Below are 14,789 nucleotides of genomic sequence, written 5' to 3' on the forward strand. Positions count from 1 at the left end.
TCATTCCTCGCCGAGAAGCTCGCGGACCCCCTCCGCGCGCGGGGAACCGAGCGCCGTGTAGAGGGCCAGGGCCTCGCGCACATGGCGTCCAGCCCGTGCCGGCTCCCCAACGGCCCGCAGCACGGCGGCCGTTCCGACGTGGGCGCGGGCCTGTTCCTCCTGCTCCTCGATCCCGCGCGCCACTTCGAGCGCCGCGGCGTGCGCGTCGAGCGCCTCGGCGGACCGGCCGACGCCGTGCAGGGCCTCGCCGAGGCCGTTCAGGGCACCTGCCTCGCCGTAGTGCTCCCCGGATCGGCGGAACAGCTCCAGGGCCTCGCGCTGGTGCTCGGCAGCCTCCTCGTGCCGGCCGAGACCGCTCAGCGCGTTGCCCAGGTTGGACAGGGCGTGTCCCGTCCCGCTGGTGTGCGCCAGCCGGCGGAACAGCGCCAGCGCCCGCTCGAAGTGCCCGGCAGCGGCGGCGTGGTCGCCCAGCCGCGCCAGCAGGATGCCGAGGTTGCCCAGGGCGCTGGCCTCGCCGGTGGAGTGGTTCACGGTCCTGTACAGCTCCAGTGCCCGCTCGTAGCGCTCGACGGACGCCTCGAAGTCCTCCAGCAACTCCAGCACGATGCCCAGGTTGTTGAGCACGTCCGCCTCGCCGTGCGCGTCGCCGACCGAACGGAACAGCACCACCGCCCGCTCGTGCTGCTCGGCCGCCTCGCGGTAGCGTCCGCGCAGTTCGTGCAGGACTCCGACATTCGTCAGGTGCCGGGCCTCACCGGCCGCGTAGCCGATACGGCGGCACAGCGCGAGGGCGCTCTCGTGGTCGCGCAGGGCGCTGTCGTAGTCGCCGAGCCGCCGGTGGACGGCGCCGAGACAGGCGAGGACATCGGCCTCGCCCCGCGCGTCCCCCACCGAGCGTGCGGCCCGCAGCGCGTACGTGTGGACGGTCAGGGCGTCCGTGTAGTGACCCGAGCGCTCGTAGTGCCGGTGCAGCGTGGTGGCGAGGCGCACGGTGTGCCCGGAAGGGCCCGGCTCCCCGGTCCGTGAGCACAGCGCCACCAGCGTGGGCTGGGCGGCGCTCAGCCAGGCGCGGGCCTCCTCGGCGGTCCGCAGCGGCGGCAGCCCGGTGTCCGGCCGGTCGACGGCGGGACGCAGATGGCGTTCGGCGGGGTAGAGCACGTCCATGGCCGCCGCCGACGCCGCCAGGGAGTGGTCGAGCAGCCGGGTGAGCGCGGCGTCGCGGTCCTCCGACGGGTCGTGCAGGCCGGCCAGCTCCGCCGCGTACACCCGTAACAGGTCGTGCATGCCGTACCGGCCGGCGGCCGTGCGGTTCAGCAGGTGGGCGCGGGCCAGTTCGTCGAGCGCCCGTCGGACGCCGTCCACGGACCCGCCCGCGAGCGCGGCGGCCGAGTGCGTGTCCACGTCGGGTCCGGGGTGCAGGCCCAGGAGCCGGAAGAGCCGGGCGGGCAGCTCGGCGAGCCGGGCGTAGGACCAGGAGAACACGGCACGTACGGCGGCACGCGGGTCGTCGCCCGAGTCCAGCAGGTCCAACCGCCGCTGATGGTCCCGGAGTTCGGACACCAGACCGGCGAGCGGCTCGCCCGGCCGGGACAGCACCAGCTCGGCCGCCACCCGCAGGGCCAGCGGCAGTCGCGCGCACTGCTCCGCGAGGTCCACGGCGACGGCGTGCTCCGCGTCGGCCCGCTCGCCGATCAGCGCCCGCAGCAACTCCAGGGAGTCGGCGGGGGAGAGCGCGTCGAGGATCACACGGTGGGCGCCGTGCATCGACACCAGCGCCCCCAGCGAGTCCCGGCTGGTGATCAGCACCCGGCAGCCGGGGCTCCCCGGCAGCAGATGCCTGACCTGGGCGGCGGACGCCGCGTTGTCGAGGACGACCAGCAGTCGCCGTCCGTCGAGGGCCGTGCGGTAGCGGGCCGCGCGGTCCTCCAGCCGCAGCGGGACCTCCTGCCGGGGGACGCCGAGGGCGGTGAGGAATCCGGTGAGCGCCTGGGCCGCCGACACCGGTTTCTGCGGGTCGTAGCCCCTGAGGTCGACGTAGAGCTGCCCGTCGGGGAAGCTGCCTCGCGCCTGGTGGGCCCAGTGGACCGCCAGCGCCGTCTTGCCGACGCCCGCGGTGCCCGAGACGGCGGACACGACCACCGCGCGGCCGTCTCCGACGATCAGGTTCCGGGTGAGCACGGCGAGTTGTTCGTCCCGCCCGATGAACGGCCGTACATCCATCGGAAGTTGAGCCGGGACCGGGATCGCCGGGACCCGAGGTGCCGTCGGTTGCGGTGCGACGGCGGCGCCCCTCGACAACTCCTCGTGCAAGGCACGCAGTTCGGGGCCCGGAGGGACGTCCAGCTCGTCCGCCAGATGCTGCCGGATCTCGGCGTGGGCCCGCAGTGCCTCCGCCGTCGAGCCGACGGCGGCCAGGGCGCGGATCAGCAGCACGGCCAGCTGCTCGGACAGTGGGTGTTCGGCCGTCAGGGGCCGCAGAAGCTCCGGCACCCGCTGCGGGCAGCCCTGCCGCAGACAGACCTGGGCCCAGGCGAGCGCCGCCTCCAGACGTTCCTGGCTCCAGCCCGTCCGCATGCGCTCGGCCCAGGCCCCGGGCAGCCCCGCCAGCGGGGTGCCGCGCCACAGCCGCAGCGCCTCCTCGAGGAAGAGCACGCGTTCCGGGTCGGAGAGCGACGGCTCACGCCCCCGCGCGACCAGGGAGCGGAAACGTGTGAGGTCCACGGCGTCGTCGTCCGCCTCCAGCACGTAACCGCCGGAGATCCGGCCGAGCCGGATCGCCGGCTGGCCCGCCTCCTGGCCGCCCTCCGCGGCCACGGCCTCGTCGAGGAGCCGCCGCAACCGGCTGATGTGGGAGTAGACGACCGAGCGCGCGCCGTCCGGCGGGTCGCCGTCCCAGAGCCGGCCGACCAGTGTCTCCACGGTGACGGGCCGTCCCGCGTCGGCCGCCAGCGCGGCCAGGACCGCCCGTCTGCGCGGCTGTCCCAGGTCCAACCCGCCCCGCGCGACGCGCAGTTCCAGCGGACCGAGCAGATGGAGCTTCACCGGCCCTCCGTCGCAAGGTTTTCGCAAGGCCGATCCTAGATCCTCACATCGTCGGTCGTCAGGCGGACGGATCAGCCCTCGTAGGGACTCGGCGGCACGGGCCGGTTGTTGAGGTCCACGGACAGGAAGATGTCGTTCGCGACCGGCGCGCGCAGTTCCTCGGCGAGCTGGCCGATGAGGCCCGCGGTACGGGCGAGCAGGGCGAAGGCGCGCAGCAGTTCCAGCGGAAGGCCGAGGTCGGCGAGCGCGGCGCCACAGACCCCGGCGCCATTGAGCGGCAGCGTTCTGCCCAGCACCCGGGGGTGGACGCGGCCGATGGCGGCGAACAGGGCGAGGTGCGGGCCGAACTGGCCCTCCTCGCGGGCGATGCGGAACAGGCGGGGCGTACGGGGGTCGCCCTTCTTGTGGACGTGGTGCCCAAGACCTGGGATCAGCCGCCCGGCCTCCCGGGCCGATCGCACGGCGGTGAGGGCGAGCGCGTCCCAGCCGGCGTCGTCGCCCGGGAGGCCTTCCCCGTCCTCCGTCTCTGCCAGGACGTCGTGCAGGAACCGTCCGCAGTCCTCCGTGACGCCCAGGAAGCGTGAGCCGCCGCCGAGGAGGCCGGCCGCGAGGGCGCCCTGGACGGAGTCCGGGGCGGAGAGGTACGTCAGCCGTGCGGTGATGGCCGTCGGGGTGAAGCCGTGGTCGGCCAGCGCGGCCAGCACCGCCTCGAAGACGCGGACCTCGCCCCGGGACGGCCGGCGCTGCGTCGCCAGCCAGAACGCCAGCTCACCGAAGCCGACTTCGCCCATCACCTCCTCGGCGAGGTCGTGCCCGAGGAGGGTGATCCGCTCCAGGGAGGAGGCGCCGAGGGCTGTCGGGTACTCAGACATCGTCGTCCTTCGTCGGTTTGGCCAGCCACGCTCGCAACTCGGCGCCGTGTTCGTCGAGTTCGGGAGGCGGCAGCCGGTACGTGGCCGGTGACTCGGAGAAGCGGATCGGGTGCCGGGTCGTGGGAACCGCCCGCTCGCCCTCGCCGACCTCGACGACGGGTTCGAGCCCGAAGCGCTCGGCCATCGCGAACCCGCCGTCGATGGTGTTGATCGGCCCGCACGGCACCCCGGCCGCCACCAGCAGGTCGAACCACTCCAGCGCGGTGCGGGTCCGCAGCCGCTCCACCAGGATCGGCCGCAACTCCTCCCGGCGCTCGGTGCGGTCGGCGTTGCGGCCGAACCGCGGGTCGTCGGCCGTCTCCGGGGTGCCGAGCACCTCGCACAGCCGGCGGAACTGCCCGTCGTTCGCCGCCGTGACGATCAGCTCCCGGTCGGCCGTCGGCAGGGGCTCGTACGGGAACACGCTGGGGTGCGCGTTACCCATCCGGTGGGGCACGGTCCCGCCGGCGACATACGCCGAGCTGTGGTTGACCAGCCCGGTCAGCGCCGAGGACAGCAGGTTCACCTCGACGAGTTGGCCCCGCCCGGTGGCGTCCCGGTGCCGCAGCGCGGCGAGGATGCCGATCGCCGCGTGGTTGCCCGCCATCACGTCGAACACCGAGATCCCGGCCCGGTACGCGGGCCCCTCGGGGTCGCCGGTGAGGCTCATCAGCCCGGAGACGGCCTGGACCATCAGGTCGTACCCCGGCACGTGCCGCCCCGCGTCCGTCCCGAACCCGGTGATCGACGCGTACACCACCCCCGGGTTGCCGGCGCTCACCGAGGCGTGGTCGAGGCCGTACCGGGCCAGTCCGCCCGGCTTGAAGTTCTCGATCACCACATCCGCGCGCCGGGCCAGTTCCCGGGCGATCCTGGCGTCCTCGGGGTCGTGGAAGTCCAGCGCGATCGACCGTTTCCCCCGGTTGACGCCCAGGTAGTAGGTCGACACGCCGTCCCGCACCGGAGGCGTCCAGGTGCGGGTGTCGTCCCCGGCCGGGCCCTCCACCTTCACCACGTCCGCCCCGAGGTCCGCCAGCAGCATCGTGGTGTACGGCCCCGCGAGGATCCGCGAGAAGTCCGCCACCAACAGCCCGTCCAGGGGCCCGCGCACACCGTCGTCCGTCATGGTCTACGACTCCTGTCGCACGGCCACGCCCTCGCCGCGGTACTCGCTGTAGGTGTACGGGTTGGAGATCGGCTCGGTGTCCGGGATCTCCGGCGCCATCGCCTCCCGCCACGCCTCCTCGCCCAGGGTCGCGCGGGCGTACTCGACGGTGGCGCCCACCGCGTCGCGCGCCCTGCGCAGATCGGTACCGAGCAGCTCGTGGCGGTACTTGACCACTCTTCCGTTCACCACGACCGTGTCCACGTCCGCCCGCTGGGCCTGAAGGACCACATGCCCGTAGGGGTGCAGGAGCGGGAACATCGCGGGGGAGCGGTCGTTCCGTATCAGCACGAGGTCGGCCTTCTTGCCCGGCGTGAGCGAGCCGATCGTCCCGTCCAGGCCGAGCGCCCGCGCCCCGCCCAGGGTGGCCCACTCGACGACCTCCCGCGCGCGCAGCGGGTGGTGCACCACCGTCTCGCCGGTCGCGTGCGCCTCCAGGTGCTCGCGGGCGCGGTCGGCGGACAGCGTGGCGCGCATCGCCGAGAACAGGTCGGCGCTGAACCACACCCCGGTGTCCATCGACAGCGACACCGGGATGCCGTGCCGCCGCAGCCGCCAGGTGGGCGGGTAGCCCTGCCCGGCGTTCTGCTCGCTCTCCGCCGACACCGAGACCCGCCCGCCGGAGGCGGCGATCCGCTGGTAGGAGTCCTCGGCGAGGGTCGAGGAGTGCACATAGGTGACGTCCGGCGTCATGAACCCGTGGTCCCACATCAGCCGGATCCCGTCGTCGCCGGTCGCGCCCCACACCCCGGCGTGCGTGGTGACCGGCAGCCCGAACTCCCGGGCCGCCTCGAACGCGGCCTTCTCCGGGAACGCCGCGTCGCCCGTGACGTCGAACGCCAGCTGGAGGCCCAGCATGTCGTCCCGCGCGGAGAAGTGCCGGTCCACGAAGGAACGGAACGAGGCGGAACGGGTCCACTCCCAGGGCGCGCCCAGGAGATTGCCGTACGCCAGGACGAAGCGGCCGGGTACGGACCGCAGCGCCTCGACCGCCGCGTCGCCGTGCTCGGGGGTCTGCAGGCCGTGCGACCAGTCGACCGTCGTCGTCACGCCCGCGTCGAGCGCCTCGACGGCCGACAGCAGGTTGCCCGCGTGGATGTCCTCCGGACGGAAGATCCTGCCCCAGTTGAGGTAGTAGAAGACGAAGTACTGCGACAGCGTCCAGTCCGCGCCGAAGCCGCGCAGCGCGGTCTGCCACATGTGCCGGTGGGTGTCGACCATGCCGGGCATGAGGATGCCGCCGCCGGCGTCCACCACGACCGCGTCGTCCGGTGCGGCCAGTCCGTGTCCGACCCGCTCGATACGCTCCCCGCGCACCAGCACGTCCCCGCCCTCCAGCACACCGATCGCGGGATCCATGGACAGCACGGTGGCGTTGCGGAAGAGGAGCGGGCGGCCGGCGGTCAGTTCGTCCGGGCGCGGGGTGTCGTACGTCGTCATGAGGTCCTGCCTCCTTGGAGCACGAAGTCGAACTCGGCATGCAGGTAAGGCGTTTCGCAGCGGCCTCCGTCGGGGGCGGGCCCGGCCGGCCGCTCGGCGAAGTCGACGACCAACTGGTCCTTGGTGCCGAACACGACGTCGGTGTCCAGATAGGGGGATCCGGACCGGAACAGATGGGTGATCAGCCGCGCGTAACCGGGGTGGTCGATGAGGAAGTGGATGTGCGCGGGCCGGTAGTGGCTGATGGAGGTCCGGCCGATGAGCGCGCCGACCGGCCCGTCCATCGGGATCGCGTAGCCGAGCGGCGCGATGGTGCGCACGCAGTACGTCCCGTCCGGCCGCGTACGGTACTTGGCGCGCAGCCGCGCCTCGTCGACCGCCGGGAGCTGCGCCTCGTAGGCGCCGTCCGTGTCGGCCTGCCACACGTCCAGGACGACGTCCGGCAGCGGAGTCCCGTCGAGGCCGAGGACACGGCCGGTGACATACAGGGGAGTGCCCTCGACGCCCTCCGCCATGTCGTGGCCGTACGGCGCCGGCGGCGAGCCGTCGATGTGGAACGGGCCGAGGACGGTGGCCGGGGTCGACTCCGGCGCGAACCGGTGGTTGAGCTGGACGACGAGGGTGCTCAGGCCGAGCACGTCGGAGGCGAGGATGAACTCCTGCCGCTTGTCGTCGCACATCCGCCCGGTCGCCGTGAGCCACTCCACGGCCGCCAGCCACTCCTCCTCGGTGAGCCGGACCTCGCGGGCGAAGGCGTGCAGATGCCGTACCAGCGCCGACATGAGTTCGGCGTCCCGGGGCGAGTGGGCGGTGGCCCAGCGTTTCTCCGCGAGGGCGGTGAGGTTCTCCTCCGTCACGAAGGCCATGGAATCCTCCTTGATCCGGCCGGCCGACGCTGTGCGGACGAGTGTCCGTACAGCGGTCACTCTGCCTCGCGATCAAGGGGGAGGCAAGGGGGAGGTGGGTCTTTCATCCAGATCAAGGGCGGCCGATGCTGTCGGACCACTGTCCGCTCCGCTAGCGTGGGCGTATGCGTCGAGAAGGAAATCCCGAGTTCATCGAGGCCCTCGCCCGGGGCCTGGACGTGCTGTGCTGCTTCCGGCCCGGCACTGGCACGATGGCGCTCAGCGAGATCGCCGGCGCCACGGGCCTCGCCCGCCCCACCGCCCGGCGGATCCTGATCACCCTGGAACAGCTCGGCTACGTCCGCTCGTCCGACCGCGGCTTCTCCCTCACCCCGCGCGTCCTCGACCTCGGCAGCGCGTACGTCGGCTCGATGAACCTGTGGGACCTCGCCCGCCCCCACCTGCGCGAACTGGTCGACAACACCGACGAGTCCTGCTCGGTCGCCCAGCTCGACGGCTCCGACGTCGTCTACGTCGCCCGGGTCGCCGTACCGAAACTGGTCACCCTAGCCGTGACCATCGGCACCCGGTTCCCCGCCCTGCAGACCTCGCTCGGCAAGGTCCTGCTGGCCGCCCTCACCCCGGACGACCTGGACAAGGTGCTGGCCGAGCCCAGCCGCTCCGGCGTCACCCCGCACCGGACACCGGAGCGCGACGAGATCGACGCCATGCTGCGCGACGTACGGGCCAAGGGCTGGGCCGTCACCGACCAGGACCTCGCGCCGGGCATCCGCTCGGTGGCCGCCCCCGTGCGCGACGGGGACGGGGGGGTGGTCGCCGCGGTGAACGTCAACGCCCATGCCGCCGAGACCTCGATGGACACCCTGGTCGACCACCACCTGCCGCTGCTGCTGCGCACGGCGAGCGCCATCAGCGCCGACTGGGCGGCCTGGCAGGCCCGCCCGCTGGAGACCGCGCGTTGAGTTCCGCGCGTTGAGTTCTATTCGATGAGCTCCCAGTCCTGGGAGCCGTCCCTCGCCGCGTTCTGCAAGGTCGGCGGTGCCCCGTCGGACGTTCTGGTCCACGACATCGAGGGCCTGGCCTGGTTCACGCTCCTGATCCTGGGCACCGAGCGGCTGCGAGCGCTGCTGCGGCGCCTGCGGGTGGACCGGCGAACGGCGCGGCGGTCCCTGGACGCGGTCACCGGAACGGTTCTGATCGGCTTTGGTCTGGAACTGGCGCTGTCCGAGCGGTAATGACCGCCGTCCGGCCGGGTCGACGCGTCCACAGCAGGGCCCCCGCCAGCAGTACGGCCCCTCCCAGCAGCCAGGGCGCCGGGCCGGGCGGAAGGGGGCCGATGGCCAGGCCGGTCAGGGCCGCGGTCAGTTGCAGGGCGAGGGACTGGACGGACAGCACGGTGGCCCGGCCCGAGCTCGGGACTCGGCGGTGCAGCAGGGCGTTCTCGCTCGGGCCCGCCGCGCCGAGCCCGAGGTAGACCAGGCAGTAGCCGAGGACCGCCAGGACCAGAGGGGCCGTGCCATGGGCGGCGGCGGTGGCTCCCAGCAGGAGCAGGCCGCTCGCGCCGGTGCCGAGACCCACCAGGACCGCGCGCTCGGTGCCGCCCGTGAGCCGGGCGGTGAGCGGTGCGAGGTGGCTGCCCACGGCCGAGCAGACGAATCCCGCGCAGGCGAGTGCGGAGAACAGCACCGCGCCCGACTCCGCGGCGCCGGTGAGGGAGGCGGCCCGGCCCGGTGTGAGCAGCTCCATCGCGGCCAGGGCGCCACCCGCGGCCCCCGCGCCGAGCAGCACCCGGCGGACCAGCGCGTCCCGCCCTCCCACACGCACTCCGTCGACGATCGTGGCCGGGATGCCGCGAAGGACGGCGCCCAGGGTGGCCGACGGCCGGGGCGGCTCGGGCAGGGCTGTCAGGACGTAGAGGACGAAGGCGGTTTCGACCGCCGCGCCCAGGAGCAGCGGGACGGACAGCGGCAGGACCAGTCCGGACGTCGATGCGCTCAGCCGGGCGCCGGGGTCCGGGCCGGACCCCAGCAGCCAGGGCAGGGCGCCGCCGAGCAGGGTTCCCGCGGCGAGTGCGGCGGAGGTCGCGGCGGAACCGCGGGCCAGCCCGGTGTGCAGGTCGGCTTCGGGGCCCTGGCGTGCCTGGACGGTGTCGACGTACCAGGCCTCGGCGGGACCGCTGGACAGGGCGCGGCCCGCCCCCATCAGACCCATACCGAGGCCCAGCACCCAGGCGGTGGTGCCCAGACCGACCAGGACCAGTGCGGCGAGATCCAGCAGACCTGCGGCGGCGAGGACGGCGCGGCGGCCGAGGACGTCGGACAGACCTCCGGTGGGCAGTTCCAGCGCGGCGGCGGTGAGGGAGTGCGCGGCGAAGAAACCGGTGATCGCGACCATGGAGACACCGCGCTCGGTGAACAGCAGGACCAGCGGGGCGAGGCTCAGCCCCAGCGGGAACCAGAAGAGAGCGCATACCGTGACGTAGCGGCGGCGTGCGGCGCGTAAGTCCAGGACGTCCGAAGCCTGCGTCATCCCCTGGCCTCGTCCCGGTCGGCGTCGCGCGGTGCCAGCGGCAGCCCCGCCGCGACGAACACGACCTGCCTGGCGCGCGGGTCTCCCGCGTCCCGGGCGGCCAGTTCCGCCACCTTCCGCTCGATCGTCTCCTGGAGTTCGGTGAGCGACTCGGGGGTGAGCGAGGGCAGCATGTCGTCGATCCCGGACGCCTCCACCCACTCCCGACCCAGCCGTCCCTCGGCCATGTCGGCCTCGTGCCGCAGCAGCGAGGCCTCCAGGTGCTCGATCTGCGTTCTGCGCGCCAGCCCGACGAAGGCGTGGCTGTCCGGGGACGCCTCCATCGCCTTGTTGCTCCAGGACGTCACGGAGTGCACCGCCCGCCAGCGCCGCTCGCGCCCGTCGCGGTGCTCGGCCTCGGCGATGAACGCGTACTTCGCCAGAACCCGCAGGTGATAGCTGGTGGCGGCGGACGACTCCCCGGTCCTGACCGCGAGTTCACTGGCGGTGGCCGGCCCGTCCTGCCGCAGCATCCCGAGCAGACGGATCCGCAGGGGGTGCGTGAGGGCCTTGAGGGCCGCCGCGTCCTGCTCCGGGTCGAGTACACGCCTCTGCCCTTCGTCTCGCTCGTCGTTCTGCTCGTCGTCCGCCATGAGCGGGAGCGTAGGGGGAGCCGAGGGCTTTCCAAAAGTATTTTTGCAGAACTATTTTTGCAGAACTTCTCTTGGGGATCTGTCCGGAGTCGGTGCCCCGACTGTGTGGTTACGCCACGTACACTGCCGCCACGTTCCGTAATGGGCTGGTTTGGATGGTTATGGAGGCGTTGTATGTCGGCTCTGCACCGTCGTGGGGTTCTGAAGGGGCTGCCCGTCGCCGCCGGGGTGGCCGTGGCGGGGCTGGCCGCGGGGCCGCGTGCGGTGGCGCGCAGCGGAAACGATCCGGCGTTTCCGCAGCCCGAGAAACGGGCGTCTCTGCCGGACACGGGCCGGCTGCGGACCCGGCTGACCGTGGCGTTCACCGAACAGGTGCTCCCGGGCGTCGGCAAGGTGCTCACCCGTACCTACGAGGGCACGATCCCCGGGCCGACGCTGCGGGTGCGGCCGGGGGACACCATGGAGATCACGCATGTCAACGCGTTGCCGCCGAACACCGGGGCGATGCACGAGGACATGAACATCCCGCACCACTTCAACACCTTCAACCTGCACACCCACGGTATGCACGTGGATCCGACCGGTGAGAGCGACAACGTCTTCCGTGCCTTCGAACCGGCCGAGACGGCGGGCGCCGTCACGGTCTACCGCAGCACCGTCGTCGTCCCGGAGAACCATCCGGCCGGCACTTTCTGGTACCACCCGCACCACCACGGATCCACCGCGACCCAGCTGCTCGGCGGCATGGGCGGAGTGGTCGTCGTCGAGGGCGACATCGACCGGGTCCCCGAGATCGCCGCCGCCAAGGACGTCGTCGTCTGCGTCAACGAACTGAAGCTGTCCGACGGCCGGGTCCCGGACCTGACCTCGGCGGACGTCTACGACCGCATCACCTCGACCTTCCTGGTCAACGGCGCGACGAACCCCGTACTGACCATCGCCCCCGGCGAGGTCCAGCGCTGGCGGGTGGTGAACGGCGGAGCCATCACCGCCCTCTTCCTGAGCCTGGGCGGGCACGAGATGCACCAGATCGCCCGCGACGGCATCACCCTCATGAGCCCCGTAGCCACCACCGGCGGCGTGAACCTGCCGATGGGCGGCCGGGTCGACCTCCTGATCCGCGGCGGGAAACCCGGCGTCTACCGGCTGACCGGGGGCGGCGCCGGCGCCCGGCCCCTGATGACGATGGTCGTCACCGGTGACGCCCGCCCGATGGACCTGCCCACCAGCCTGCCCGGCAGGCCCACCACCCTGCCCGAGCCCACCCGCACCCGGTCCCTCACGTTCCGCAGCTACGAGAACGTCTTCTCAGGCGATTTCCGCAACGCCTACCGCATCCTCGGCGAGGGCGAGACCCCGTACGCCGACGCGAAGGCCGGGCAGAGCGACCTCGCCTGGGGCCGCCTCAGCGCCGACTACGTGAACCACCGGGTCCGGCTCGACGAGGTCGAGGAGTGGACCGTGGCCAACGACTCCCGCACCCACAACCACCACCCCATCCACCTCCACACCAACCACTTCCTCCTCACCGCCGTCAACAGCCGGCCCCTCGCCACTCCCGTCTGGCACGACACCGTCGGTCTGCCCCTGCGCGGCACGGTCACCTTCCGGCTGCGCGCCGAGGACTTCACCGGCCGCACCATGCTCCACTGCCACCAGCTCCAGCACGGGGACGAGGGCATGATGCAGATCGTCGACAACGTACGGTGACCATGCGGGCGGACATACGACGACCGGCGGTCCGCCGCAGAACGGCCGACCGCCGGTCGCCTCCCACTTTCCCCGGCCAGGTCTACTCGACCTTGACCCAGCCGAGCGTGCGTTCCACCGCCATCTTCCAGCCCGCGTACCCCTCCGCCCGCCGGTCCTCGGACCACTGGGGCTCCCAGCGCTTGGACTCCTGCCAGTGGGTGCGCAGTTCGTCGGTGTCCCGCCAGAAACCGGTGGCCAGCCCGGCCGCGTAGGCGGCGCCGAGCGCGGTGGTCTCGGCGACGACCGGACGGCTCACCGGGACGCCGAGCACATCGGCCTGGATCTGCATGCACAGATCGTTGGCCGTGACGCCGCCGTCCACCTTCAGTACGTCGAGGTGGACACCGGAGTCCTGCTCCATGGCCTCGACGACGTCACGGCTCTGGTAGCAGATCGACTCCAGGGTCGCCCGCGCCAGATGGCCGTTGTCGTTGTACCGCGCGAGGCCGACGATCGCGCCGCGGGCGTCGGAGCGCCAGTACGGGGCGAACAGTCCGGAGAAGGCCGGTACGAAGTACATACCGCCGTTGTCCTCGACGGTACGCGCCAGCGTCTCGCTCTCCGCCGCGTTGGTGATGACCTTCAGCTGGTCCCGCAGCCACTGCACCGCGGACCCGGTCACCGCGATCGAGCCCTCCAGGGCGTAGACCGCGGGGCTGTCGCCGAACTGGTACGCCACCGTGGTGAGCAGCCCGTGCTGCGAACGGACCAGCTCCGTACCGGTGTTGAGCACCAGGAAGTTGCCGGTGCCGTAGGTGTTCTTCGCCTCGCCGGGCGCGTAGCAGACCTGTCCGACCGTGGCCGCCTGCTGGTCGCCGAGCATGCCGGCGATCGGGACGGCCTCGCGCAGCGGCCGGGAGGTACGGGTCGTGCCGTACGCCTCCGCGTGCGACGACGGGTTGATCTTCGGGAGCATCGCGCGGGGGATGTTGAAGAACCCCAGCAGCTCGTCGTCCCAGTCGAGGGTCTCCAGGTCCATCAGCATGGTCCGGCTGGCGTTGGTCACGTCGGTGGCGTGGATGCCGCCGTCGGGACCGCCGGTCAGGTTCCACAGGACCCAGGCGTCCGTGTTGCCGAACAGGGCGTGACCCTGCTCCGCGGCCTCGCGGACGCCGTCGACGTTCTCCAGGATCCACTGGATCTTGCCCCCGGAGAAGTACGTCGCCGGCGGCAGCCCCGCCTTGCGGCGGATGACGTCGCCCTTGCCCTCGCGCTCCAGCGCGGCGGCGATGGAGTCGGTGCGGGTGTCCTGCCAGACGATGGCGTTGTAGTACGGCCGCCCGCTGCGCGGGTCCCACACCACGGTGGTCTCCCGCTGGTTGGTGATGCCGATCGCCGCCAGGTCGGTCGGCGCCAGGTTGCCGTGCCGCAGGGTGTTCTGGATCACTGAGTTGGTGCGTTCCCAGATCTCCACCGGGTCGTGCTCGACCCATCCCGACTTCGGCAGGATCTGGGCGTGCTCCAGCTGGTGCTTCGCCACCTCGTTGCCGGAGTGGTCGAAGATCATGAAACGGGTGCTGGTGGTGCCTTGGTCCACCGCGCCGACGAAGTCCGCCATGGGATGCCGCCTCCTGTCTCGGTGGGGTCATTCCTCGGGGGCGGGGACCCGCCCGGGAGGCTCCGGCTCCGCCGTCGGGAGGAACCAGCCGACGAAGAACTTGTAGATGGCCGCGCCGATCAGGCCGCCGATCAGTGGCGCGACGATCGGCACCCAGAAGTAGAGATCTCCGTACTGATCTCGCCAGGCCGTGCCGTACCCCGTGATGAAGCTGGCCAGCCGGGGCCCGAAGTCACGCGCCGGGTTGATCGCGTAGCCCGCGTTGGTGCCCCAGGCCATGCCGATCCCCACGACGATCAGGCCGACGATGAACGGGGCCAGATTCGCGCCGGGCGGGGTGTTCAGCAGGTCCGTGACGGCGAAGATCAGCAGCACCAGAATGGCGGTGCCGATGATCTGGTCGCGGAACGCGCCCCAGTCGTGGACCGGCAGGTTGGGGTTGCCGTTGGCGGGGAGCGTGGAGAACACGCCCTGTGTCTTGATCGTGTGCCCGGGGTCGGCCTTCGCCAGCGCCTCGGTGTAGTTCCAGCGCACGATCAGGGCCGCGACGAACGCGCCGGCCGTCTGGGCCACCGCGTAGGGCGCCACCTTCTTCCACGGGAACCCCTTGAACGCGGCCAGCGCGAGCGTGACCGCGGGGTTGAGATGCGCGCCGCTCAGCCGTGCCGCCACATAGACACCCAGCGTGACGCCGATGCCCCAGGCCCAGGCGATGCTGTCGTGGTTGCCGAGGCCGCCCGGCGGTGTCGTGAGCGCTCCACCGGCGACCACCTGGGCCACCACGCCACAGCCGAAGAGGATGAGGATCATGGTTCCGGCGAACTCGGCCGACAATTCGCCGACCAAGCCCCGCCTTTTCAGTCGCTCAGCCATGGAAACTCGATTCCCGCCGGC

At 72.1% G+C, this 14,789-nt stretch carries 12 protein-coding genes; 3 read left to right on the forward strand and 9 right to left on the reverse strand.

The annotated features are described in order from the left end of the window. From ACFPIH_RS24530 to ACFPIH_RS24550, 5 genes are all read right to left on the reverse strand, one after another. The gene (locus ACFPIH_RS24530; protein ID WP_381168800.1) at positions 1 to 3,042 is read right to left on the reverse strand and encodes an AfsR/SARP family transcriptional regulator; all 3,042 of its coding nucleotides are present in this window, start codon (positions 3,040 to 3,042) and stop codon (positions 1 to 3) included. Between the two features lie 71 nt (positions 3,043 to 3,113). Then, the gene (locus tag ACFPIH_RS24535; protein ID WP_381168798.1) at positions 3,114 to 3,914 is read right to left on the reverse strand and encodes a citryl-CoA lyase; all 801 of its coding nucleotides are present in this window, start codon (positions 3,912 to 3,914) and stop codon (positions 3,114 to 3,116) included. Beyond that, on the reverse strand, positions 3,907 to 5,079 hold the full coding sequence (locus ACFPIH_RS24540) for a CaiB/BaiF CoA transferase family protein (protein WP_381168796.1): 1,173 nt from the start codon (positions 5,077 to 5,079) through the stop codon (positions 3,907 to 3,909). The genes ACFPIH_RS24535 and ACFPIH_RS24540 overlap by 8 nt, the downstream gene beginning before the upstream one ends. A 3-nt stretch (positions 5,080 to 5,082) precedes the next feature. Beyond that, on the reverse strand, positions 5,083 to 6,558 hold the full coding sequence (locus tag ACFPIH_RS24545; protein ID WP_381168794.1) for an amidohydrolase family protein: 1,476 nt from the start codon (positions 6,556 to 6,558) through the stop codon (positions 5,083 to 5,085). Then, positions 6,555 to 7,424: a dioxygenase family protein gene (locus ACFPIH_RS24550; RefSeq protein WP_381168792.1), complete on the reverse strand. Its 870-nt coding sequence runs from the start codon at positions 7,422 to 7,424 to the stop codon at positions 6,555 to 6,557. The genes ACFPIH_RS24545 and ACFPIH_RS24550 overlap by 4 nt, the downstream gene beginning before the upstream one ends. Before the next feature lie 164 nt (positions 7,425 to 7,588). On the opposite strand from ACFPIH_RS24550, the gene ACFPIH_RS24555 reads away from it, so the two are divergent. Beyond that, positions 7,589 to 8,386 (forward strand): IclR family transcriptional regulator domain-containing protein, encoded by a 798-nt coding sequence (locus ACFPIH_RS24555; protein ID WP_381168790.1) that lies wholly within the window; start codon positions 7,589 to 7,591, stop codon positions 8,384 to 8,386. A 24-nt stretch (positions 8,387 to 8,410) separates the two neighbouring features. Then, positions 8,411 to 8,659: a hypothetical protein gene (locus tag ACFPIH_RS24560; RefSeq protein ID WP_381168788.1), complete on the forward strand. Its 249-nt coding sequence runs from the start codon at positions 8,411 to 8,413 to the stop codon at positions 8,657 to 8,659. On the opposite strand, the gene ACFPIH_RS24565 is transcribed toward ACFPIH_RS24560, so the two are convergent. Both ACFPIH_RS24565 and ACFPIH_RS24570 read right to left on the reverse strand, forming a co-directional pair. Continuing rightward, a complete protein-coding gene (locus tag ACFPIH_RS24565) occupies positions 8,604 to 9,953 on the reverse strand; it encodes an MFS transporter (protein WP_381168786.1) in 1,350 nt (449 codons plus the stop codon). The two genes, ACFPIH_RS24560 and ACFPIH_RS24565, sit on opposite strands and share 56 nt — an antisense overlap. After that, a complete protein-coding gene (locus ACFPIH_RS24570; RefSeq protein WP_381168784.1) occupies positions 9,950 to 10,585 on the reverse strand; it encodes an ArsR/SmtB family transcription factor in 636 nt (211 codons plus the stop codon). Before ACFPIH_RS24570 ends, ACFPIH_RS24565 begins: the two co-directional genes overlap by 4 nt. 174 nt (positions 10,586 to 10,759) lie before the next feature. Between ACFPIH_RS24570 and ACFPIH_RS24575 the strand changes: the two genes are divergently transcribed. Then, positions 10,760 to 12,295, forward strand: a complete 1,536-nt coding sequence (locus ACFPIH_RS24575) for a multicopper oxidase family protein (RefSeq protein WP_381168782.1) — start codon at positions 10,760 to 10,762, stop codon at positions 12,293 to 12,295. Positions 12,296 to 12,377: 82 nt separating this feature from the next. Here ACFPIH_RS24575 and glpK read toward each other — a convergent pair whose 3' ends face one another. Beyond that, on the reverse strand, positions 12,378 to 13,895 hold the full coding sequence (glpK, locus tag ACFPIH_RS24580; protein ID WP_381168780.1) for a glycerol kinase GlpK: 1,518 nt from the start codon (positions 13,893 to 13,895) through the stop codon (positions 12,378 to 12,380). 27 nt (positions 13,896 to 13,922) lie between these two features. Then, positions 13,923 to 14,768: an MIP/aquaporin family protein gene (locus ACFPIH_RS24585; RefSeq protein ID WP_381168778.1), complete on the reverse strand. Its 846-nt coding sequence runs from the start codon at positions 14,766 to 14,768 to the stop codon at positions 13,923 to 13,925. Positions 14,769 to 14,789: the final 21 nt, after the last annotated feature.

This window comes from Streptomyces vulcanius, assembly GCF_042653945.1.
Taxonomy (GTDB): Bacteria; Actinomycetota; Actinomycetes; order Streptomycetales; family Streptomycetaceae; genus Streptomyces; species Streptomyces mangrovi.

Excerpts from the sequence above, each read along its gene's own strand:
- ACFPIH_RS24535 (WP_381168798.1), bottom strand. The coding sequence starts at position 3,914 with ATGTCTGAGTACCCGACAGCCCTCGGCGCCTCCTCCCTGGAGCGGATC.
- ACFPIH_RS24540 (WP_381168796.1), bottom strand. The coding sequence starts at position 5,079 with ATGACGGACGACGGTGTGCGCGGGCCCCTGGACGGGCTGTTGGTGGCG.
- ACFPIH_RS24545 (WP_381168794.1), bottom strand. The coding sequence starts at position 6,558 with ATGACGACGTACGACACCCCGCGCCCGGACGAACTGACCGCCGGCCGC.
- ACFPIH_RS24550 (WP_381168792.1), bottom strand. The coding sequence starts at position 7,424 with ATGGCCTTCGTGACGGAGGAGAACCTCACCGCCCTCGCGGAGAAACGC.
- ACFPIH_RS24555 (WP_381168790.1), top strand. The coding sequence starts at position 7,589 with ATGCGTCGAGAAGGAAATCCCGAGTTCATCGAGGCCCTCGCCCGGGGC.
- ACFPIH_RS24560 (WP_381168788.1), top strand. The coding sequence starts at position 8,411 with ATGAGCTCCCAGTCCTGGGAGCCGTCCCTCGCCGCGTTCTGCAAGGTC.
- ACFPIH_RS24565 (WP_381168786.1), bottom strand. The coding sequence starts at position 9,953 with ATGACGCAGGCTTCGGACGTCCTGGACTTACGCGCCGCACGCCGCCGC.
- ACFPIH_RS24570 (WP_381168784.1), bottom strand. The coding sequence starts at position 10,585 with ATGGCGGACGACGAGCAGAACGACGAGCGAGACGAAGGGCAGAGGCGT.
- ACFPIH_RS24575 (WP_381168782.1), top strand. The coding sequence starts at position 10,760 with ATGTCGGCTCTGCACCGTCGTGGGGTTCTGAAGGGGCTGCCCGTCGCC.
- glpK (WP_381168780.1), bottom strand. The coding sequence starts at position 13,895 with ATGGCGGACTTCGTCGGCGCGGTGGACCAAGGCACCACCAGCACCCGT.
- ACFPIH_RS24585 (WP_381168778.1), bottom strand. The coding sequence starts at position 14,768 with ATGGCTGAGCGACTGAAAAGGCGGGGCTTGGTCGGCGAATTGTCGGCC.